Here is a 21,138-nt window from a genome sequence, read left to right as displayed (position 1 = left end):
CTCTCTGCGGCGTGGCTATGGGCAGGCGATGGTTAGCTTGCCAGGCGAGAGGTCCTGCGGCACAGTAGGCGATACTCTGACGGCGAGACGCGATACTGATTCTTGAAGATCTGACAGAATGTACTTTGGCTGGGATAGCCAAGTGCGTGGCTAATCTCCTTAATGCGCAGGTCCGTCTCTTCTAACTGCTGCAGCGAACGCTTGAGGCGTTCGAGACGAATATAGTTCGCCAGCGTCATCCCCATCGCCAGCTCAAATTCGCGGAGAAAATAAGAGCGAGAATAACCTGAAATCGCGACCACGTCAGCGCTTTTAATTCCAAGATGAACGTGGCTGGCAATCCAGAGCTTAATGGTTGAAAAACTTTTTAAAATAAACTTATCTCTAACCATAGTGCAATATCCTACCGTTTATGCGTGGCGTAGTGAAAGCTCAAAAATAACGGTTTCTGCCTGGCATGAAAAATTGAAATGGGCGTTAAGAACAAACTCCCCTTCTTTTTCAGCGATGTCGTGGGTAATGATGCAAGGGTACTCTTGCTGCGCGACGCGCTGGGCTTTAGCGGTTAACTGAGCCAGCTGTTTCTCGGCCTCATCACGGCTGGCGTAGGCTTGTGTAATGATGGTGGTGCAATTATCGTTATCGAGCACAGAGCCAATATCGATGGCACAGCCTTTGTTACTGCATTTATCGACGACGTCTTTCATCACATTGCCCTCATTATTATCAACTGTTTCTAGAGTAAAACAAATTAATAATTAACAAAAACGATTAATTATAATATATACAGCCACTTTTACAGATAAATTAATTTATAAAAAAGGCCCGCCGCAGCGGACCTGATCCCTCTTGGGCACGCTACACCGATTTCAGGTGGACGTTGCCGACGTAGGTGTCCTCTTGCCAATACATCCGTTCGGCGACCTGGGCGCCCGGATTCAGGGTGACGCCACGCAGCACCCGCTTTTTAAAGTCGCTGTAGCCGGCGCGATCGATCAGATGCCCCATATGCAGATACACCGGCGTGCCGTCCAGCATCTCGCGTTCAAATTCAAATATGTTGCCGATGACGGCCTGGATCACCTCTTCGGTGACCCAGTTAAGAAAGACTTTACCGACGCGCGGTGTCTTCTTACTGGTACGGCCGCCCAGGCGCACCTGGTACAGCTGCTCCGGACGCCGCTGCCAGGCCAGCGTTGGGCAGGCCAGCACGCACTCGCCGCAGCCGATGCACAGACTCTCCTGCTTGGTGGCCTTACCGTTCAGCAGGGAGAGGCAGTCGACGGCATGGTGTTTACAGGCGCGAACGCAGGCGCCGCAGCCGATGCAGCGCTCGGGGGTAAAGTTAATCCGGGCGACCCCCAGGATCCCCAGATCGGCCATGGTGGCCTTAGCGCAGTCGTTAGGGCAGCCGGCCATCACCACCTTGAGATGATAGCGGCTGGGATAGATCAGCTTTTCCAGCCGCTGCGCCATGCCGGTGGTATCCGTATTGGCCTTTTGGCAGATGCGGTTGCCTTGACAGGCAACGATGTTACGCCCACCGATAGCCTGATAGCCGGCCTTCGGATCCTCGACCTCAATCCCGCAGGTTTCAATTTCAATCTCGCGGATAAAGGGCTCCAGTGCGGCGTTAACCTTGTCCATGTCCTCATAGCGAATACCGGGCATCGCCAATTTTTGGCGGGTCGTCAGGTGAATCAGCCCGTTGCCATACTCTTCGGCGATTTGCTGGGCTACGCTCAGCAGACGTGCGGGCAGGATCCCCCGGGGATCCTGACGCTAACCATGGCCTCAGAGCGTACCTTGGAGAAACGGTATTCATTCAGCGCCCGAGCGCGGTAAATATCGACATCGATACTCATTATTGGCTCCTTCAGTCAACCATGGCGCGAGCGTCGGCATAGTTAAACACCGGCCCATCGACACAGATATAGACATCTCCCATGCGGCAGTGGCCGCACTTGCCGACAGAGCAGGCCATGCGACGCTCATAGTCGACCCAAATCTGCTCATCCCGCAGGCCATTTTCCTGCAGCATGGCGACCGTCGCCCGGATCATCACCGGCGGCCCGACCACGATGGCCTGGATCTCCTCCGGTGCGCTGAAGTCCAGGTACGGCAGATGGTCGGTCACCCGCCCCAGGTGATAATATTCGGCGATGGTGTCGCCCTCATCCAGGGTCAGGCACAGGTTGTGCCGGCTGCGCCAGAAGTCGAGCTCGCGTTTGTACAGGATGCTGTCCTGATTCTTATAGCCCAAGATCATATCCAGGCTTTTTACCTGCTGCGGATGCTCGCAAAAATGACGCATCAGCCCTTTTACCGGCGCTACGCCGGTGCCGCCGGCGACCACGATCAGGCGCTTATCGTAAAACTGGCTCAGGTCATAGCCGTTACCGTAGGCGCCGCGCAGCCAGACCTTATCGCCGATCTGCAGCGCAAACAGCGCATCGGTCACGTGCCCTACCCGGCGGATCAGCAGATCAACCCAGCCATCGCCATAGTCGGAAACGGATATCGGCGCCTCGCCGACCAGCGGCAGAGAGACCTCCACAAACTGGCCATAGTGCAGCGGAAAGTCGCAGGCAACGCGAAAGTTCCACTCCAGCGCCGTATGTTTCTCAATCTCCAGAATCGGGTATGCCGCCGGCAGCAGCACCTGGTGACGATGTTCACAGTTACCGTTACACATTATTCCTGCTCCTCCTGCAGCACCCGGGCGACTTCAGCACTCATCTTATTAATAATATTTGAAAATTTTATATACTGCGGGCAGCGATCGTCGCAGCGGCCGCAGCCGACGCACATATGCTCCCCCTCCTGGGCACGGGCGCGGTAGTCGTTGACCTTATGCAGTGCGCGGAAGCGCAGACGCTCGCTGACCTTGTCGCGGAACTGGTGGCCACCGGCCATATCGGTAAATCCGGCCACCATACAGCTGGCCCACTGACGACGGCGCTCGCCGCGCTGTGGATTTTCGGCATAGGCGACATCGAAGAGGCTGTAGCAGGTACAGGTTGGGCAACCGGTGGTGCAGCGGCCGCAGCCGATGCAGCGGTGCTGGTAGTCATCCCACAGAGGACTCTGCTGTAGGATTTGGCGCACGCGCTTAGGGTCATCGCATACCTGGTCCGGGGTGACCACGTTCTCTGAGTTCTCGCTGACGAACCCAGCGCGGTAGTTACACGCCTGCCCCAGCCCGGAAAAGGCGGCCTCTAGCGCCGGATCGGTGATCTCGACGTTCACCCCCTGCTCATCAAAACGCATCGCGGCGCTGTAGCTGTCAGTTCGGTTGGTTCCCATGGAAACGCAGAAGCAGTTTTCAAAGCTGGATGCGCACTCCATCAGCACAAACTTGATGCTGTCGCGCACTAATGCGTAGCTGTAGTCGGCATTATTGCCGTTCTTCAGATACATATAGTCAAGGCGGCTCATGGCATTAATATCACAGGCGCGCGCCAGGATCAGACGTGGACGGCGATCGACATCGGCAATCTGAATCACATCGTTATCGAAGTGAAACAGTGTCTCGGTAATCGGGGATATAATCGTGCTGGGTGCCATATGGGACTTTTCCTGCCAGACAATATCCCGCCAGCGAGTCACCTCCTGGTAGACGATATTATCAGTATCAGAAAAGCGTCCGCCGCGATACTCCGCCACCGGCGCATAAACCCGGTAGTGGCTGCGCAGGCGCGTCAGCGCCGCGTCGGCGTCGGCTTCAGACAAACGAAGTGACATAATGACTTCTCCATGTTAATTGTATGGATTTTCTGAATATGAATATATAACGCCTGCGCGACGTCGACTTACGCGAAATGCGAATTAGCGATAAAGTAAAAAGAGGTAAATGAAATTTATCTTATGAAAACAATAAATTATTTTATTTTCGCGCGATGGCAGCGGTAGATAGACAGTCAGAAATGCAAGTCAGATCGCATTTTTGGCGGGAGATCTCTCCCGCCGAGGGGTAAATAAAATGAAAATAATTGGTTATTTTACGGATATTCCAGAATTATCTTTGCTTTCCTGGCAGCGTTTTTAGCAGCTCATCCGGTGTAATGGCGCCCAATACGCTCCCCGGCAGCGCCATTTTAAGCACGTGGGGTTTAATCTTGCCAATAACCTGCATTTCACAGTGTTTACAGTCAAACTTCAGCGTCAGTAGCTCATCCTGGTACACCAACTGCATCGGCGACGCCCTTCCCTTAACGCCCTGGATCCCTTTCGCCTGCTTGGGGCAGAGGTTAAACGCAAAGCGTAGGCAGTGCTTGGTGATCATAACCGGAACCTCGCCCTTCTCCACGTGCGCCTCATAGGCGGCGTCGATCAGGGTGACGCCATGCCGGTGATAAAACTCACGGGCCAGTCGGTTATACACATTGTCCAGATAGGTCAGATGGCTCTGCGGATACTGCGGCGGCGGCGTCAGCGCGGCCCTGCGCCGCAGACGCTTGTCCTGGCAGGCCCGGGCCTGATCCAGCCGCTCGATGGCTTCGCGGCGCAGCTGGTTCAGCTGGCTGTTGGGGACAAAATAGGGCTCTGCCAGCGCAATCTCGACCTCATCGGCCTGATACAGGGTTTGTCCCAGCTTGCTTAGCCCCTCGCGCAGCCCCTGCAGCGCCCGCTCGGCCTGGCGCGCCGGTTCAAAGTGACCCGTCAGAGAGTGACTAACGCTGACGCCATCCTCACAGGTGAGCGTCAACTGCAGCCGCTGTGCCGAGCCGCTTAAACGCAGCTTCAGGCCGACGCGGCGCTCGCTGGAGCTCTTCAGCAGCGTCTGCTGCCAATCGTGGTCTAGGTTACGGTTCAGGGGATGGGGCAACCGCAGCGTAGCCAGCGCCGGCGGCATTTCGTTAGGCCAGTTAGGCCAGATACGGTAGCGCCCCTCGCCCCGCGCCTCTACGGTATTGGCCCGCAGCCCGACGATATCTCGCTTCACCTGTACGTTCAGTCCATCGCCGTTGTGCAGCGCCTCGTGGACGCTGACATCCAGGTGCCCGGCGGCAACGGCGGTAACCTCACCGATGGGAACCCCGATAAATTTGGGCGACTCAAACGCGCCGATATCCATTTGTCGCTCACGCACAAAGTAGTCGGTGCTGCCGCGGTGAAAGGTCTTGTCCGGCGACGGCGTAAAAAAGTGACGGGTGCGGCCCAGGGAGGCGCGGCTCAGGTCTGGCCGCTGCTCCAGGATGGCGTCCAGGCGCTGGCGATAGTAGGCCGTGATGTTTTTCACATAGCTCATATCCTTGTAGCGCCCCTCAATCTTAAAGGAGCGCACGCCGGCATCGATCAGCGCCGTCAGGTTGTCGCTTTGGTCGTTATCCTTGAGCGACAGCAGATGCTTCTCATAGGCGACGACGCGCCCCTGCTCATCTTTCAGGGTATAGGGTAAACGACAGGCCTGGGAGCAGTCGCCGCGGTTAGCGCTGCGCCCGGTCTGGGCATGAGAGATATAGCACTGCCCGGAATAGGCTACGCACAGCGCGCCGTGGATGAAGAATTCGATATTGGCATCGATACTGTCGCGGATAGCGGCGATCTGCGGCAGGCTCAGCTCGCGGGCTAGCACGATCTGGGAGAAGCCGGCCAGGGATAGGAAACGGGCCTTCTCCACGCTGCGGATATCGCATTGGGTGCTGGCATGTAAATCGATGGGGGGAATGTCCATTTGCAGGATCCCCATGTCCTGCACGATCAGCGCATCCACGCCGGCGTCGTAGAGACGGTGGATCAGGCTGCGCGCTGGCTCCAGCTCATTATCGTGCAGTATGGTATTGAGCGTAACGAAGATTTTGGCGCCATAGCGGTGGGCAAAATCGCTCAGGGCGGCGATATCACTCAGGGAGTTACCGGCGTTATGGCGCGCGCCAAAGCTGGGTCCGCCGATATAAACCGCATCGGCGCCGTGCAGAATGGCCTCACGGCCGATGGCCGCCTCGCGGGCGGGACTGAGGAGTTCAAGCTTGTGTGTGGGTTGGCGCATGCGGTTACCGTGGTTAGTCTCTGAAACGGCGCTATTGTAGTCGCGCCGGACACAGTTACAAGGCTAGCGCTGTGAATTTCTTATCCGCGTCGCCCGCGCCGGCCGCCGTTAGGCTCACCGCTGCGCTATTTTTTCGGCGCCCCGGCGTGCTATTATAAACAAATTACTTACTTAAATGGCGCTGCGCCGCTTTATTTATTTGTGTGATTTTATTCTTGCCCGCGCTGTAATTTTTAATTTCCGCTCCGATCGTTCCCTCCGCGCCAAGCCCCGCGCCGTCTCGCTCTGCGCGTATTTTTACGCCGCCATCCCCGCCGTGGCTAACACGATATCAACAGGAAAAATCATAGCACTAACATAATTAATGGCGCTAACCATATTATCGTGACAATGTCACCAATAAATAATGTGCTATACATCACAGCTTATACACGAAACGTGCCTTAATTCGCATCCCCAAATCTGGATCAACAATAGGGTTTATTATCCCCCGTAAAAGATGTTAAAATTGACCGATATCAATATTATTTAGGCAACACCTATGATTCCGGAAAAACGTGTCATTCGCCGTATCCAGTCTGGTGGTTGTGCGATCCACTGTCAGGATTGCAGCATCAGCCAGCTGTGTATCCCGTTTACGCTTAATGAGCATGAGCTGGATCAGCTCGACAACATCATTGAGCGTAAAAAGCCGATTCAGAAAGGTCAGGCGCTGTTTAAGGCGGGGGATGAACTGAAGTCGCTGTACGCGATCCGCTCCGGAACCATTAAGAGTTATACCATCACCGAACAGGGTGACGAGCAGATCACGGCGTTTCACCTGGCGGGCGACCTGGTGGGGTTTGACGCCATCGGCGCGCAGATGCATCCCAGCTTTGCCCAGGCGCTGGAAACCTCCATGGTGTGCGAGATCCCCTTTGAAACGCTGGACGACCTGTCCGGTAAAATGCCCAGTCTGCGTCAGCAGATGATGCGCCTGATGAGCGGCGAAATTAAGGGCGATCAGGACATGATCCTGCTGCTCTCCAAGAAGAATGCCGAAGAGCGTCTGGCCGCCTTTATCTATAACCTGTCGCGGCGCTTTGCCCAGCGGGGCTTCTCACCGCGTGAATTCCGCCTGACCATGACCCGCGGCGACATCGGGAATTATCTTGGCCTGACGGTAGAGACTATCAGCCGTCTGCTGGGACGCTTTCAGAAAAGCGATATTCTCAGCGTAAAGGGTAAATATATTACGATTCAAGATATTGATGCGTTGGCCCATCTGGCCGGTAATCCGCGTACGCCCTGCGGCGAATGAACGCCCGCTGCGAATAAAGAAGACGGCCTGCGGGCCGTTTTTTAGTGTCACCCTCCCTGCCCAGGCCTCCCTCGATTATATTTTCTGATTTGTTGCTCGTCGGCATTTTCCTTATCTATTCTATTGTATGGTGAATGGTGAAGTTCGCGTAAAAACACGTTAATGATGAGGCAGTAAGGAGAGTCCATATGGCCCAATATCAGAAAATACTGGTGGCTATCGATCCGAACCAAAACGATCAGCCAGCGCTACGGCGCGCGGTATACCTGGTGCAGCGTAACGGCGGCCAGATCCTGGCATTTTTGCCTATCTACGATCTCTCCTACGAGATGACGACCCTGCTGTCGCCCAGCGAGCGGGTGACCATGCGCCAAGGCGTCGTCAGCCAGCGCACCGCCTGGATCCGCGAGCAGTGCCACTACTACCTTGAGGCGGGTATTTCCATTGAGATTAAGGTGATCTGGCATAATCGCCCGTTCGAGGCCATCATCCAGGAGGTGATCCGCGGCGGTCACGATCTGCTGCTGAAGATGGCTCACCAGCACGATCGGCTGGAGTCGGTCATTTTTACCCCCACCGACTGGCATCTGCTGCGCAAATGCCCCTGCCCGGTATGGATGGTGAAGGATCAGCCCTGGCCGGAGAATGGCGTGGCGCTGGTTGCGGTGAACCTCTCCAGCGAGGAGCCCTATCACGATCCGCTGAATATCAAGCTGGTACGGGAGACGCTGGCGCTGGCGGAGAAGGTGAACCAGACGGCGGTTCACCTGGTGGCGGCCTATCCGGTGACGCCGATCAATGCTGCTATCGAAATTCCAGACTTTGATCCGCGTATCTACAACGAGGCCATTCGCGGCCAGCATCTGGTCGCCATGAAGGCGCTGCGGCAGAAGTTTTCGATCCCAGAGACGCAGACCCACGTAGAGAAAGGACTGCCGGAGGATGTGATCCCCGCGGTCGCCGCCCGGCTCAATGCCGGCGTGGTGGTGCTCGGCACCCTGGGGCGCACCGGTATTTCCGCGGCGTTTATCGGCAATACGGCGGAACATGTGATCGATCATCTGAAATGCGACCTGCTGGCGATTAAGCCGGACGGCTACGCCTCGCCGCTGGAGGTGGACTGCGAAGATGAGCACGATGACGAGTAAGCCGACGGCACCTCGCCCTTAAATGAAAAAAGCGCCCCACATAGGGGCGCTTGCGTTTTCATCCCGACGACCCTTTACAGGGCGCGCAGGATGGCCTCGACGCTGTCTTTGGCATCGCCGAACAGCATCTGCGTATTTTCTTTAAAGAACAGCGGATTTTGCACCCCGGCATAGCCGGTATTCATGGAACGCTTGAACACGATGACGTTCTGAGCCTTCCATACTTCCAGCACCGGCATCCCGGCGATCGGGCTGCGCGGATCTTCCATGGCCGCCGGGTTGACCGTGTCATTGGCGCCGATCACCAGTACCGTATCGGTATCGGCGAAATCATCGTTGATCTCATCCATCTCCAGCACCACATCGTACGGTACCTTGGCCTCCGCCAGCAGGACGTTCATGTGACCGGGCAGGCGCCCCGCCACCGGGTGGATGCCAAAGCGCACTTTGATCCCGCGATCGCGCAGCTTCTGGGTGATTTCCGCGACCGGATACTGCGCCTGCGCGACGGCCATGCCATACCCCGGCGTGATGATCACGCTTGAGGAGTTCTTCAGCATGTCGGCCACCTCTTCCGCGCTGGCCTCGCGGTATTCACCCATTTCGCCCTCATCACCGGTGGATGAGCCGTCGGTGCCGAAGCCACCGGCGATCACGCTGATAAAGGAGCGGTTCATCGCTTTACACATGATGTAGGACAGAATGGCACCGGACGAACCGACCAGGGCGCCGGTTACGATCAGCAGATCGTTGCTCAGCATAAAGCCCGCCGCTGCTGCCGCCCAGCCGGAGTAGGAGTTCAGCATGGAAACCACCACCGGCATATCCGCGCCGCCGATAGAGGCCACCAAGTGCCAGCCAAAGGCCAGCGCGATGAGCGTCATCAGCAGCAGGGCAAACACCTGCGCCACGCTGGAGCCGGTATTGACGAACCACAGCATCAGCAGGAACGAGACGACCAGCGCCGCCAGATTCAGCTTATGGCGATGCGGCAGCATCAGCGGCTTGGATGAGATAATCCCGCGCAGCTTGCCAAAGGCGACGATAGAGCCGGTAAAGGTGACGGCCCCGATGAAGATCCCCAGGAACACCTCGACCAGGTGGATATTTTCCAGCACCGCTTCCATGCTGCCCGGCTGATGCTCGATGTAGCTGTTGTAGCCCACCAGAACCGCCGCCAGACCGACGAAGCTATGCAGAATAGCGACCAGCTCCGGCATTTCAGTCATCTCGACCTTACGCGCCAGATGCATGCCGATAGCGCCGCCGATCACCATCGCCACGATGATCCAACCGATGCTGCCGGCGTCGGGACCACAGATGGTAGCGATCAGCGCAATGGCCATACCGACCATGCCAAAGGTATTGCCCTGCTTGGACGTCTCGTGCTTGGAGAGCCCGGCCAGACTAAAAATAAACAGGATGGCGGCAACAATGTATGCTGCGGTGACTAATCCTCCAGACATTTGTTACCTCCCTCAGTTCTTACGAAACATTTTCAGCATGCGCTGGGTGACGGTGAAACCGCCGAAGATGTTGATACTGGCGATCAGCACCGCAATAAAGGCAAAGAACGTGATCCAACCGCCGTGCCCAATCTGCAGCAGCGCACCGACCACAATGATGCCGGAGATGGCGTTGGTGACCGACATCAGCGGCGTATGCAGCGCATGGCTGACGTTCCAGACCACGTAGTAGCCCACCACGCAGGAGAGCGCAAATACGGTGAAGTGCGATAGGAATTCCTTCGGCGCCACGCTGGCCATCCAGCCGAACAGCACGATGGCCAGGGCCATCAGCAGGTACTTCTTAAGCGGCGACGTCGGCTTGGCCACGGGGGCGGCTACCGGCTCTGCCTTGGCAGCCTGCGGCTGGGCGGAAACCTTGATCGGCGGCGCAGGCCAGGTAATCTCTCCCGTCCGCACCACGGTCACTCCGCGGATGATCACATCCTCAAAGTCCACGTTAAGGGTGCCATCTTTCTCTTTGCACAACAGCTTAAGCAGATTGACCAGGTTGGTGGCATACAGCTGGGATGACTGGGTCGGCAGACGGCTCGGCAGATCGGTATAGCCGATGATCTTGACGCCGTTTTCGGTGGTCACCACCCGATCCGCCTGCGTCAGCTCGCAGTTACCGCCGGTCTGCGCCGCCAGATCGACGATCACGCTGCCCGGCTTCATGGCGGCGACCATCTCTTTGGTGATCAGGCGCGGCGCCGGTTTCCCCGGGATCAGCGCCGTGGTGACGATGATATCCACCTCCTGCGCCTGGGCGGCGAACAGCGCCATCTCGGCCTTAATAAAGGCCTCCGACATCACTTTGGCATAGCCGTCGCCGCTGCCGGCCTCTTCTGCAAAGTCCAGCTCCAGAAACTCGGCGCCCATACTCTGCACCTGCTCTTTGACTTCTGGACGGGTATCGAAGGCGCGTACGATGGCGCCGAGGCTACCGGCAGCGCCGATGGCGGCCAGACCGGCAACGCCGGCGCCGATCACCATCACCTTCGCCGGCGGCACCTTACCCGCCGCCGTGATCTGACCGGTAAAGAAGCGGCCAAACTCATGAGCCGCCTCCACGATGGCCCGGTAGCCAGCGATGTTTGCCATGGAACTGAGGGCGTCCATCGACTGGGCGCGCGAAATACGCGGCACCGAATCCATCGCCATCACCGTGACCTGGCGCGCGGTCAGCTTCTCCAGCAGCGCCTGGTTCTGCGCCGGCCAGATGAAGCTTATCAGGGTAGCGCCAGCCTTAATGCGGGCAATTTCATCATCATCCGGCGCGTTGACCTTTAAAATCACGTCAGACTGCCAAACCTCGTCAAGTTCCACTACCTCGGCGCCGGCCTGCTGATAGGCGGCATCTTCAAAGCTGGCCAGTTTTCCTGCGCCGCTTTCGATAGCCACCGTGAAGCCCAGCTTTAGCAGCTGCTCTACCGTCTTCGGCGTCGCCGCTACGCGGGCTTCATTGGCCAACCGCTCTTTTGGTACACCAATACGCATAATCGTCCCTTTTCACCTGTCAATAAGATGAGCGTCATCCATACCCTGCGATGACCTTGTATGCTGTTAGCGAAAATTGCTGATAGCTTGCTATAAACTACTGAAAACAGGTGCGCCGATCCACTACTGATCGTCACGTCCGGTGCCAAAATCGGCAAAACTTTCGCATTTGTCATTGAGATAACCGCTAATGCCTGATTTACGGCTGTTTATGCCCCTGCCCACGCAAAGGATGCGGCGGTGTTTTAAAAAAGAAAACGCGAAATCAATTAATTATCAGCCGAGTTATCGCCGCAGGCAGAGAGGCTGTCCGGCAGCCAGGTGGATTGCCCATCCCCTCTCAGAGAAGATGGCAGCCGCTGCAATAACAGCGGACGAGCGCATTGATCGCATAAAATCCTGAGGCAAGGGGCAGCATTACGTGTAATAATCTGGCGCATTATTATGTGCTGTCATTGTCAATCGCGGCAAGGTTTGGCAAAAGCCGGACGCCCCGGTGTAGGCTTCTGCCGCTAACCAAAACAACCTTATAAGGCGTAAAGGATTTTTTTGATATGAAGCTGAAAACCACCCTCGTTGCGTCGGCCCTGCTCTCTGCCACGGCATTTTCTGTCCAGGCGGCCCAAGAACTCACGCCGCAAAAAGCCGCGGAGCTGAAGCCTTTCGAACAAATCGCCATCAGCGGGCGCTTCAATATGCTCAGCGAGGCGGCGGACGCCGTTTCTCGTCGGGCCGATCAGCTGGGCGCCGCCTATTTCTATATTCTGGATACCAACGCCAGCAACGACGGCGGCAACTGGCGCGTCGTGGCCAACGTCTATAAGAAAGATGCGGCAACCGTCGACAAGAGCCAAAGCTACCGTTACTTCCAGGGGGTTAAAGAGCTGCCGAAAGCAGAGGCCGTTGCGCTACAGCCTTTCGATACCGTGACTGTCAGCGGCTTCTTTAACAGTCAGCCAGAGGTCAATGACGCCGTCGCGCGCGCCGCCAAGAAGAAAGAGGCCGCGGCGTTTTACATCGTGCGTCAGATCGATACCAATAACGGTGGCAACCAGACGATCACCGCCTACGTCTTTAAAGCCGATGCGCCGAAGCGTCAGGTGCAGAGTCCCGATGCGATCCCCGCCGACTCTGACGCGGGTCGCGCGGCGCTGGCCGCCGGCGGTGCCGCGGCCGCCAACGTCGAGATCCCGGGCGTCGCCTCCTCCTCGACCCTGAGCAGCAACGTCGGTCAATTCTGGCAGACGCAGTCCTCTTCCGGTCACCGTTACACTGTAACATTACCGAACGGCACCAAAATCGAAGAGCTGAACAATGCCACCGCCGCCCAGATGGTTCCCTTTGACTCCATCACCTTTACCGGTCGTTTTAACAGCATGACCGATATGTCAACGGAAGCCGCCAAGCGTGCGGCGGCGAAGGGTGCCAAGTACTACCACATCACCCGCCAGTGGCAAAATCAGAGCGGCGGCAACCTGACCGTCAGCGCCGATCTGTTTAAATAAACGCCGGTTGTATGACGAACGGCCCTGCGGGGCCGTTTTTTTTTACGCTTTCCGCGGCCTAAGCCCGCTGTTTTTGAATAATTTTTTACTCAAATTGCATAGTATTCCATTGCGCGCCAGGCGCTCTCTTCGTACAATCGGCGCCACTTTTACCGGCCAGCCCCCGCTGAGCCCGTCATCGTCAGTTTTTACATCGTAGAAATGTAAAATATTGGTTAATTCATCTATTTTTGGATTTTGCCTTGGAAAAAAAACTCGGACTTACCGCCCTGACGGCGCTGGTATTGAGCTCCATGCTCGGCGCCGGCGTATTCAGCCTGCCGCAAAATATGGCGGATGTGGCAAGCCCTGCGGCTTTATTGATCGGCTGGGTAATTACCGGCGTCGGGATTCTGTTTCTGGCGCTGGCCATGCTGCTGTTGACCCGCTTACGTCCCGATCTGGACGGTGGTATCTTTACCTACGCCAAAGAGGGGTTCGGCGAGCTGGTGGGGTTTTGCTCGGCCTGGGGGTACTGGCTGTGCGCCGTGATCGCCAACGTCTCTTACCTGGTCATCGTGTTTGCCGCCCTGAGTTTTTTCACCGATTCGCCGCAGCAGACGCTGTTTGGCGATGGGAACACCTGGCAGGCGGTGATCGGCGAATCCATTCTGCTGTGGGTCGTGCACTTTATGGTGCTGCGCGGGGTTAAAACCGCGGCGGGGATCAACCTGGCCGCTACGCTGGCCAAGCTGCTGCCGCTCGGGCTGTTTGTGATCCTGGCCGCCATCGCCTTTCGTCTGGATACGTTTAAGATCGACTTTACCGGGCTGAAGATGGGCGTCCCGGTCTGGGAGCAGGTCAAGGACACCATGCTGTTTACCCTGTGGGTCTTTATTGGCGTGGAGGGCGCCGTCGTGGTCTCCGCCCGCGCCCGCCATAAGCGAGATGTGGGTCGGGCGACGATGCTGGCCGTCGTCTCCGCGCTGGTGGTCTATTTGCTGATAACCCTGCTCTCCCTCGGCGTGGTGCCGCGTGCCGAACTGGCGGAAATGCGCAACCCCTCCATGGCGGGACTGATGGTGAAGATGATCGGCCCGATTGGCGAAATCGTGATCGCCGGCGGACTGATTATCTCCGTCTGCGGCGCCTACCTGAGCTGGACTATCATGGCGGCAGAGGTGCCGTTCCTGGCCTCGCAGCACGGAGCCTTTCCGAAAATCTTTGGTAAGCAGAATGCCAAAGAAGCTCCGGCCTCTTCACTGTGGCTGACCAACGGCGCGGTGCAGGTGACGCTGATCATCATCTGGGCAACCGGCGCAAACTACAACAACCTGCTGACCATCGCCTCCGAGATGATCCTGGTTCCCTACTTCCTGGTCGGCGCCTTCCTGTATAAGGTCGCGCGGGAAAAAGGCGATCGCTGGATTACGCTGGCGGCCATCGGGGCCTGTGCCTATGGCCTGTGGTTGCTGTATGCCTCTGGACTGACGCACCTGCTGATGTCGGTGCTGCTGTATGCGCCGGGCCTGCTGGTCTTTATGCACGCGCGCCGCTCTCAGTGCGATCGCCAGCGGATGAGCCTGCTGGAGCGTAGCGGGATCTGCCTGCTTCTGATGGCAACCCTGCCCGCGGGATGGTTTATGCTGCACTGAGTGCGCCCCCCACGGCGAGGCCCGTGAGAGGTTTCAGAAGGCCGCAGCGCTATCCGCTGCGGCCTTTTTTATGTGTCGCGCTTGGGAGTGGTCTCTGGGCGGTCCGGCTCGGCAGGCGCTAGCCAATAAGCCGCCCCCTGCCGAGCCGAAGGAAAGAGACAAAAAAATCCGCACGCCCAGAGGGCGTGCGGATCCGTGTTTTCGCTTCGACGCGCACCACCGCGCCCTGCCTGAACGGTCATGGGACTGAGTGCGCTCTTTCCCGTCGCTACTTCAGCGCGATCAGCAGTCGTTCGCCACGCGGCTCGATGCGGACTGGAATCACGGACTGAGCGCGGATCGCGCTCAGCTGGGACTCTTCTAGCGCATAGGGCAGCTGGATTTCGATCTCCGGCAGCCCCTGATGGTTTACCAGCTCAATCAGGCGCAGGATATTGGTTTCATCGCTGACCTGGGTTGAGAGCACCTGCAGCGCTAGCTGACGAATGCGCGCGCTCTGGGTGCTGCGTTTGCTCTGCGCCGTGTCGCGGGTCACCATGCCGAACAGCGGCATCACCCCACAAATGGCATCGACGAAACGCCAGCGTTTATTACACGATGCGGACAGAAAATGCGTGTAGTCGAAACAAACCCGCTCTTGTTTTCCGACAGACCGATAAAGATCAGACATATTCCAGGCTCCCAATCGCATCACGCCAACGCTTAGAGCATCCATGGACAGCGTGGCTTTATTTCTGCGGTGTCGGACTATTATTCCAACTCGTTGCGGAGAGTTCAATATAAAGTTGGCGTCTCCTCTGGCGGAGACGGCAAACATACAAAATCCACCTCACAATTTAGCGATGGATTAACCTGGCGCGCTTTTTATTATCAGTAGCTTAACATTTATAAAAGCAAAAAATAAATGCAATTAACTGATTTTACTAATGTAATCCAATAGGCAAAATGTATTGCAGCGATAGGGAAAACTTTTTTAAAGAAATAACGACATATTCTCCACGCCTTGTTTATTTTTATTTACAAAATGAGAGATATTATAGTTATCCCCTTGGCGTAACCTTTTCTATCCTGTTTGTAACGATAAATATTTTGTGATGAAGCGCACATCAGTAGCATCATGATCATATCCTCTGACGCACGGATGCTTTCTCTATTGCGCCCTATTCATTTACACTCTATTAACGCCATGGGCGTTGGTATATAGCAAATGACATAATTGCCCGGCGTATTTTAACCTTTACGGTACATATCCAGCGCACTGATAATACGCTGGACCGTAACGGTATCGCACAGCCGCATACCTTTTTCAGTTAAGGAAATCGCAGATGGATACGCAGTCCATGCCACCGGTGGTGATCACCGGCGGCGCCCGCCGCGTCGGACTGGCGCTGGCCCTCTCCCTGCTGGCCAGAGAGATCCCCGTATTGGTAGCCTACCGCAGTGAATACCCGGCCCTAGCATCGCTGCGTCAGGCCGGGGCGCTCTGCCTACAGTGTGACTTCTCGACGACGGAGGGAATCTATGACTTCGCCGCGCGGGTGCAACGCATCACGCCGCGCTTGAGGGCGCTGATACACAACGCCAGCGCCTGGCAGGCCGAACGCCCCGACGTCGCGCCGGAGCAGACGCTCAATGCTATGCTGCAGATCCACGTCCACACGCCCTACTTGCTGAATCTGCTGCTGGAGCCCCTGCTGCGTGGACAGGGTGACGCCGGCGCCGATATCATCCATTTGACCGATTATGTTGTCGAGCGCGGCAGCGACAGCCATATCGCCTATGCCGCCGGTAAGGCCGCGCTGGACAATATGACGCGCTCCTTTGCTCGCAAGCTGGCACCAGAGGTCAAAGTCAACGCCATCGCCCCGGCGCTGATCCTGTTCAACCCGCAGGATGATGAGGCCTATCGACAAAAAGCGCTGGATAAGTCGCTGATGAAAATTGCCGCAGGCGAACAAGAGATTGTCAATGCCATTGACTTCCTGTTGAATAGTCGTTTCATTACCGGTCGTACCATAGGGGTAGACGGTGGCCGCCCCCTGCGCTAGCCGTTAACCAGGTGTAGAGACGATGAGCAGAATTGTATTTGTTGAGGATGATCCCGACGTAGGCCAGCTGATTGCCGCCTATCTGGGAAAACATGACATTGATGTCACGCTGGAGCCGCGCGGCGATACCGCCTTTGACACCATCCTTCGGCTAATGCCGGATCTGGTGATGCTGGATATCATGCTGCCGGGTAAGGATGGTATGAGCCTATGCCGGGACTTGAGGCCGGCTTACGCTGGGCCCATCGTGCTACTGACCTCGCTCGACAGCGATATGAACCATATCTTGTCGCTGGAGATGGGTGCCAGTGACTATATTCTGAAAACGACGCCGCCGGCGGTGCTGCTGGCGCGCCTGCGTCTGCATCTGCGCCAGCATGCGACGCCGCAGCCGGAGAGTACGGGCCGCGCACCGGCGCCGTCGGCCCGCCTCAATCCGCTGCAGCTCGGTCAACTCTGTATCGATCCGGTCAACCGCGAGGTACGCCTCGCCAGCGCGGAGGTGCATCTCTCCACCTCCGATTTTGACCTGCTGTGGGAGCTGGCGACCCACGCCGGCACCATTATGGATCGCGATGCCCTGCTGCAGAATCTGCGCGGCGTCAGCTATGACGGTCTGGATCGCAGTATCGATGTGGCCATCTCCCGTCTGCGCCGCAAGCTGCACGATACCGGGCCCGAGCCCGTACGCATCAAGACCGTACGCAATAAGGGATACCTGTTTGCGCCTAACGCCTGGGAATAGTACCGATGCGCAAACTGTTCATTCAGTTTTACCTGCTGCTGTTCGTCTGCTTCCTGGTGATGGCGATGCTGGTCGGGCTGGTCTATAAGGTCACCGCCGAGCGCGCCGGCCGTCAGTCGATGGATGATCTGATGAAAAGCTCGCTGTATCTGATCCGCAGCCAGCTGCGTGAGATCCCGCCGCGCGATTGGAACAAGACCATCGACAAACTCGACTGGAATCTATCGTTTCAGTTTCATATCGAGCCTCTCGGCAAGCGCCATCTCTCCCCTGGACAGGATCGTAAACTGCGCGAGGGCGAGATCGTCGCATTGGACAGCGAATACACTTTTTTACAGCGCATTCCACGCAGCCACTATGTCCTGGCGGTCGGACCAATCCCCTACCTGTTTTTCCTGCATGAGATGCGCCTGTTTGATTTTGCCCTGATGCTGCTTATCGGACTCTCGCTGGCGCTGCCGGTATTTCTGTGGATGCGCCCCCACTGGCAGGACCTGCTCAGGCTGGAAAACGCCGCCCAGCGCCTGGGCGAAGGACATCTGCAGGAGCGAACGCACTTTGACAGCACCTCCAGCCTGCATCGCCTCGGGGTTGCGTTTAACCGTATGGCCGACAATATTAATACCCTGATCGCCAGCAAGAAGCAGCTGATTGACGGGATTGCCCACGAGCTGCGGACACCGCTGGTACGCCTGCGCTACCGGCTGGCCATGAGCGATGGCCTCAGCGCCGAGGAGCAGGCGGCGATCAATCGTGATATCGGTCAGTTGGAGGGATTGATCGATGAGCTGCTGACCTATGCACGCCTCGATCGTCCCCAGGTCAGCACCCATCTGGAGGCGATCGACCTGCCCGCCTGGCTGGAGGATAAGGCCAATGAGCTGCGCCAGATGCATCCTCAGCAGCAGATCTTGCTGGATATCCCCCATCGGGGTGATTTCGGTGCTATCGATATCCGCCTGTTCGAGCGCCTGCTGGATAATCTGATCAACAACGCCCTGCGCTATAATCAGGACAAGCTCCGTATCGGGCTGTGGTTTGACGGCGATAATGGCTGCCTCCAGGTGGAGGATGATGGGCCCGGTATTCCCGCCGCAGAGCGTGAGCGGGTCTTCGAACCCTTTGTCCGGCTGGATCCCAGCCGCGATCGCGCCACCGGCGGCTGTGGCCTGGGGCTGGCCATCGTCTACAGTATCGTGCAGGCCTATCAGGGGCAGATCGCGATTAGCAGTTCGTCGCTGGGCGGCGCCTGTTTCCTGTTTACCTGGCCACGTCATAGCGCTACGCTTCCTTTGGCGCCCGCCGCCTCAGCCTGACCCCCATCCCCCTACTAACGGCCCCCGGTGGGCCGTGGAGTCGCTATATATGACCAGTGCCTACCAACGTTTGGAAACGATCTTTCAGCGCCTGGCGCGCTTTGACCACCTTTCAGCCATCGCCGGCTGGGATATGCAGACCTATATGCCGCCCGGCGGCAGCGTCGCCCGCTCAGAGGCGCTCACCGAGCTTAGTCTGCTAATGCACCGGATCCTGTGCGACGAGGAGACCGGCGTCTGGCTGCAGCGCGCCGCGCAGGAGAGCCTCAGCGATGAGCAGCGCGCTAATCTGGCCGAAATGCAGCGCCGCTACGCGCAGGCCAGCCTGCTCCCCGCCGCCCTGGTCGAGGAGAAATCCCTGGCCGGAATGCGCTGCGAGCATGCCTGGCGGACGCAGCGCGCCAATAATGACTGGCATGGATTTATGGAGAATCTGCGCCCGGTCGTCCGGCTAAGCCGGGAAGAGGCCAAAATCCGCGCCGACCACGCCGGATGCAGCCGCTATGATGCCCTGCTAGATCTGTATGAGCCGGGGATGAATAGCGCGCGCCTCGACACCCTGTTCGGCGAGATTAAAGGCTGGCTGCCCACGCTGCTGCAGCAAGTAGTGGAACGGCAGCAGCGCACGCCGCCACGGCTGCCGCGCGGGCCATTCGATGAGGAGGCGCAGCGCCGGCTGGGGCTGCGTATCATGACGCAGCTGGGCTTCGACTTTGTCCACGGTCGCCTGGACGTCAGCGCCCATCCCTTTTGCGGCGGCGTCCCCCAGGACGTTCGTATCACCACCCGCTATAGCCGCGATGACTTTCTTAGCGCGCTGCTGGGCGTCGTGCATGAAACCGGTCATGCCCGCTATGAGCAAAATCTCCCGCAGGCCTGGGCGGGGCAACCGCTGGGCGAGGCGCGCTCTACCGCCATCCATGAGTCCCAGAGCCTGTTTTTTGAGATGCAGCTGGCGCGCAGCCACGGCTTTCTGAACTTCCTGCGCCCGTGGGTTATCGAGGCCTTCGGCGCCGATCCGGCCTTCAGCGCGGAAAACTTTGTCCGCCTCAATCAGCGCGTCAAGCCCGGCTATATCCGGGTCGATGCCGATGAGGTCAGCTATCCGGCGCACATCATTTTGCGCTATGAGATCGAACGGGCGCTAATTGAGGGCGAGATTGAGGTAGAGGACATTCCGGCGCTCTGGGATAGCCAGATGCGCCGTACGCTGGGGCTGAGCACCGCCGGCAACTACCGCGACGGCTGCATGCAGGATATTCACTGGACTGACGGCGCCTTTGGCTACTTCCCCACCTATACCCTCGGCGCGATGTATGCTGCGCAGCTGTACGCCGCCGCCCGCCGGGATATCGCCGATCTCCCGGCGCAGATCGCCGCCGGCGATATCGCACCGATCGGCCACTGGCTGCGTCAACATATCTGGTGCCACGGCTCACGCTGGGACACCGATACCCTGATCCGCAACGTCTGCGGTGAGCCGTTGAACCCAGACTACCTGCGACGCCACCTGGAGCAGCGCTATCTTGGCTCTCCGCAGGAAACAGAAGATAGTTTACGATAAGGCATGTGTGCATATTCCGCGCTACGGGAGGGCATGGGCGATTATCGTCTTTCTCGATAGCCTAGAAAATCGCGATGCGATCCCACTCTCGGCGTTATTGCCGACGCCGCGCGGGATCGCGGAGCCTGTTGGGTATAAACAGCGTTTGCACAATGCGCCGCAGCGCCGCAAGTCCATTCTATTTGGTGGCGGCTCCGTTTTTTCTGCATCAGAGAGGTCGTTATAACGCCCCGCTATATCGGCGTGGCCGTGCCAAGCACAGCCGTCCCTTGTCAGGTCTAGGTTGGTTGTCGCTGGAAGCGCCGGAATAACGCTGAAACGGCAGCGCTAACACCATAAACGACGAATTTATCAGCCGGGATCTCCCCACCTGACCAGCGAGGTTTGATGAAAATAAGAAGGTTTAGACATGGGGATGAAATGACGTTATTCCGCGTCTTTCTCTCTTCTGTACATACCATTGCATCACGCTACTACACTCGTGAACAAATCACAGCCTGGGCTCCCGCCGATATCGACCCAGAACAATGGGCCAGCCACATGCGGGAGCTGCGTCCCTTTATCGTTGAGATAAATGGCGAAATCGCTGGATACGCCGATATTCAGCCCAATGGATACATAGACCATTTCTTTGTCTCGGGAACCTGCTCCGGCCAAGGCGTCGGGACATTATTGATGAATCGCCTTCATGAAGAGGCCATCCGGCTCGGAGTGAGTGCGCTTACGTCAAATGTAAGCCAGGCTGCCGAACGGTTCTTTATGCGACATGGTTTTCATGTGGTGAAGAGAGGGTTCCCTGTCTGCCGGGGCGTGAGATTACAGCAGGCCACAATGAGAAAAAACATTACAAAACAACAAAATAACACATAAACATTATCTCC

The 21,138-nt window shown here is 57.4% G+C and carries 17 protein-coding genes and 1 pseudogene; 9 read left to right on the top strand and 9 right to left on the bottom strand.

Translation table 11 applies throughout. The annotated features are described in order from the left end of the window. Window positions 1-32: 32 nt before the first annotated feature. The 6 genes and pseudogenes from QY76_RS11440 to QY76_RS11415 form a co-directional block, all read right to left on the bottom strand. Window positions 33-392: a helix-turn-helix transcriptional regulator gene (locus tag QY76_RS11440; protein WP_012848578.1), complete on the bottom strand. Its 360-nt coding sequence runs from the start codon at window positions 390-392 to the stop codon at window positions 33-35. 18 nt (window positions 393-410) lie between these two features. Then, window positions 411-707 (bottom strand): DUF406 domain-containing protein, encoded by a 297-nt coding sequence (locus QY76_RS11435; RefSeq protein WP_045427735.1) that lies wholly within the window; start codon window positions 705-707, stop codon window positions 411-413. A gap of 151 nt (window positions 708-858) precedes the next feature. Continuing rightward, window positions 859-1,865 (bottom strand): annotated as a pseudogene (gene asrC, locus QY76_RS11430) (sulfite reductase subunit C). Window positions 1,866-1,876: 11 nt separating this feature from the next. Continuing rightward, on the bottom strand, window positions 1,877-2,695 hold the full coding sequence (gene asrB / locus QY76_RS11425; RefSeq protein ID WP_034163413.1) for an anaerobic sulfite reductase subunit AsrB: 819 nt from the start codon (window positions 2,693-2,695) through the stop codon (window positions 1,877-1,879). Continuing rightward, the gene (gene asrA / locus QY76_RS11420; protein ID WP_045427742.1) at window positions 2,695-3,744 is read right to left on the bottom strand and encodes an anaerobic sulfite reductase subunit AsrA; all 1,050 of its coding nucleotides are present in this window, start codon (window positions 3,742-3,744) and stop codon (window positions 2,695-2,697) included. The genes asrB and asrA overlap by 1 nt, the downstream gene beginning before the upstream one ends. Before the next feature lie 274 nt (window positions 3,745-4,018). Further along, window positions 4,019-5,992: a U32 family peptidase gene (locus QY76_RS11415; RefSeq protein ID WP_045427745.1), complete on the bottom strand. Its 1,974-nt coding sequence runs from the start codon at window positions 5,990-5,992 to the stop codon at window positions 4,019-4,021. Window positions 5,993-6,533: 541 nt separating this feature from the next. On the opposite strand from QY76_RS11415, the gene QY76_RS11410 reads away from it, so the two are divergent. Further along, window positions 6,534-7,292, top strand: coding sequence for an FNR family transcription factor (locus tag QY76_RS11410; protein ID WP_012848584.1), 759 nt, complete (start codon window positions 6,534-6,536; stop codon window positions 7,290-7,292). 188 nt (window positions 7,293-7,480) lie between these two features. Next, on the top strand, window positions 7,481-8,440 hold the full coding sequence (gene uspE / locus QY76_RS11405) for a universal stress protein UspE (RefSeq protein ID WP_034163410.1): 960 nt from the start codon (window positions 7,481-7,483) through the stop codon (window positions 8,438-8,440). Window positions 8,441-8,514: 74 nt separating this feature from the next. Here the strand turns inward: uspE and pntB are convergent, their stop codons facing one another. Then, window positions 8,515-9,906 (bottom strand): Re/Si-specific NAD(P)(+) transhydrogenase subunit beta, encoded by a 1,392-nt coding sequence (gene pntB / locus QY76_RS11400; protein WP_034163409.1) that lies wholly within the window; start codon window positions 9,904-9,906, stop codon window positions 8,515-8,517. A 12-nt stretch (window positions 9,907-9,918) separates the two neighbouring features. After that, the gene (gene pntA / locus QY76_RS11395; protein WP_034163408.1) at window positions 9,919-11,445 is read right to left on the bottom strand and encodes a Re/Si-specific NAD(P)(+) transhydrogenase subunit alpha; all 1,527 of its coding nucleotides are present in this window, start codon (window positions 11,443-11,445) and stop codon (window positions 9,919-9,921) included. A 554-nt stretch (window positions 11,446-11,999) separates the two neighbouring features. Here pntA and ydgH point away from each other — a divergent pair. Both ydgH and QY76_RS11385 read left to right on the top strand, forming a co-directional pair. Beyond that, window positions 12,000-12,950 (top strand): DUF1471 family protein YdgH, encoded by a 951-nt coding sequence (gene ydgH / locus QY76_RS11390; protein WP_034163407.1) that lies wholly within the window; start codon window positions 12,000-12,002, stop codon window positions 12,948-12,950. 242 nt (window positions 12,951-13,192) lie between these two features. Continuing rightward, complete coding sequence (locus QY76_RS11385) at window positions 13,193-14,584, top strand: amino acid permease (RefSeq protein ID WP_034163406.1); 1,392 nt, start codon at window positions 13,193-13,195, stop codon at window positions 14,582-14,584. A 268-nt stretch (window positions 14,585-14,852) separates the two neighbouring features. Here the strand turns inward: QY76_RS11385 and QY76_RS11380 are convergent, their stop codons facing one another. Continuing rightward, a complete protein-coding gene (locus QY76_RS11380) occupies window positions 14,853-15,254 on the bottom strand; it encodes a hypothetical protein (protein WP_034163405.1) in 402 nt (133 codons plus the stop codon). Between the two features lie 655 nt (window positions 15,255-15,909). Between QY76_RS11380 and folM the strand changes: the two genes are divergently transcribed. The 5 genes from folM (at window position 15,910) to QY76_RS11355 (ending at window position 21,127) form a co-directional block, all read left to right on the top strand. Beyond that, window positions 15,910-16,632: a dihydromonapterin reductase gene (gene folM, locus QY76_RS11375; RefSeq protein ID WP_034163404.1), complete on the top strand. Its 723-nt coding sequence runs from the start codon at window positions 15,910-15,912 to the stop codon at window positions 16,630-16,632. Window positions 16,633-16,654: 22 nt separating this feature from the next. Beyond that, on the top strand, window positions 16,655-17,377 hold the full coding sequence (gene rstA, locus QY76_RS11370; protein WP_034163403.1) for a two-component system response regulator RstA: 723 nt from the start codon (window positions 16,655-16,657) through the stop codon (window positions 17,375-17,377). Between the two features lie 5 nt (window positions 17,378-17,382). After that, complete coding sequence (gene rstB, locus QY76_RS11365; protein ID WP_034163402.1) at window positions 17,383-18,693, top strand: two-component system sensor histidine kinase RstB; 1,311 nt, start codon at window positions 17,383-17,385, stop codon at window positions 18,691-18,693. 49 nt (window positions 18,694-18,742) lie between these two features. Beyond that, window positions 18,743-20,257, top strand: coding sequence for a carboxypeptidase M32 (locus QY76_RS11360; protein ID WP_045428359.1), 1,515 nt, complete (start codon window positions 18,743-18,745; stop codon window positions 20,255-20,257). A 387-nt stretch (window positions 20,258-20,644) separates the two neighbouring features. Further along, a complete protein-coding gene (locus QY76_RS11355) occupies window positions 20,645-21,127 on the top strand; it encodes a GNAT family N-acetyltransferase (protein ID WP_045428362.1) in 483 nt (160 codons plus the stop codon). Window positions 21,128-21,138 lie beyond the last annotated feature (11 nt).

The sequence above is a fragment of the Edwardsiella sp. EA181011 genome (assembly GCF_000800725.1).
In the GTDB taxonomy this organism is placed as follows: Bacteria; Pseudomonadota; Gammaproteobacteria; order Enterobacterales; family Enterobacteriaceae; genus Edwardsiella; species Edwardsiella anguillarum.
Note: the sequence above shows the minus strand (reverse complement) of the source record. Positions and strands in the feature narration are given on the sequence as shown.

Bases quoted from the DNA above. Each gene is read 5' to 3' on its own strand.
- QY76_RS11440 (WP_012848578.1), bottom strand. From the start codon at position 392: ATGGTTAGAGATAAGTTTATTTTAAAAAGTTTTTCAACCATTAAGCTC.
- QY76_RS11435 (WP_045427735.1), bottom strand. From the start codon at position 707: ATGAAAGACGTCGTCGATAAATGCAGTAACAAAGGCTGTGCCATCGAT.
- asrB (WP_034163413.1), bottom strand. From the start codon at position 2,695: ATGTGTAACGGTAACTGTGAACATCGTCACCAGGTGCTGCTGCCGGCG.
- asrA (WP_045427742.1), bottom strand. From the start codon at position 3,744: ATGTCACTTCGTTTGTCTGAAGCCGACGCCGACGCGGCGCTGACGCGC.
- QY76_RS11415 (WP_045427745.1), bottom strand. From the start codon at position 5,992: ATGCGCCAACCCACACACAAGCTTGAACTCCTCAGTCCCGCCCGCGAG.
- QY76_RS11410 (WP_012848584.1), top strand. From the start codon at position 6,534: ATGATTCCGGAAAAACGTGTCATTCGCCGTATCCAGTCTGGTGGTTGT.
- uspE (WP_034163410.1), top strand. From the start codon at position 7,481: ATGGCCCAATATCAGAAAATACTGGTGGCTATCGATCCGAACCAAAAC.
- pntB (WP_034163409.1), bottom strand. From the start codon at position 9,906: ATGTCTGGAGGATTAGTCACCGCAGCATACATTGTTGCCGCCATCCTG.
- pntA (WP_034163408.1), bottom strand. From the start codon at position 11,445: ATGCGTATTGGTGTACCAAAAGAGCGGTTGGCCAATGAAGCCCGCGTA.
- ydgH (WP_034163407.1), top strand. From the start codon at position 12,000: ATGAAGCTGAAAACCACCCTCGTTGCGTCGGCCCTGCTCTCTGCCACG.
- QY76_RS11380 (WP_034163405.1), bottom strand. From the start codon at position 15,254: ATGTCTGATCTTTATCGGTCTGTCGGAAAACAAGAGCGGGTTTGTTTC.
- folM (WP_034163404.1), top strand. From the start codon at position 15,910: ATGGATACGCAGTCCATGCCACCGGTGGTGATCACCGGCGGCGCCCGC.
- rstA (WP_034163403.1), top strand. From the start codon at position 16,655: ATGAGCAGAATTGTATTTGTTGAGGATGATCCCGACGTAGGCCAGCTG.
- rstB (WP_034163402.1), top strand. From the start codon at position 17,383: ATGCGCAAACTGTTCATTCAGTTTTACCTGCTGCTGTTCGTCTGCTTC.
- QY76_RS11360 (WP_045428359.1), top strand. From the start codon at position 18,743: ATGACCAGTGCCTACCAACGTTTGGAAACGATCTTTCAGCGCCTGGCG.
- QY76_RS11355 (WP_045428362.1), top strand. From the start codon at position 20,645: ATGAAAATAAGAAGGTTTAGACATGGGGATGAAATGACGTTATTCCGC.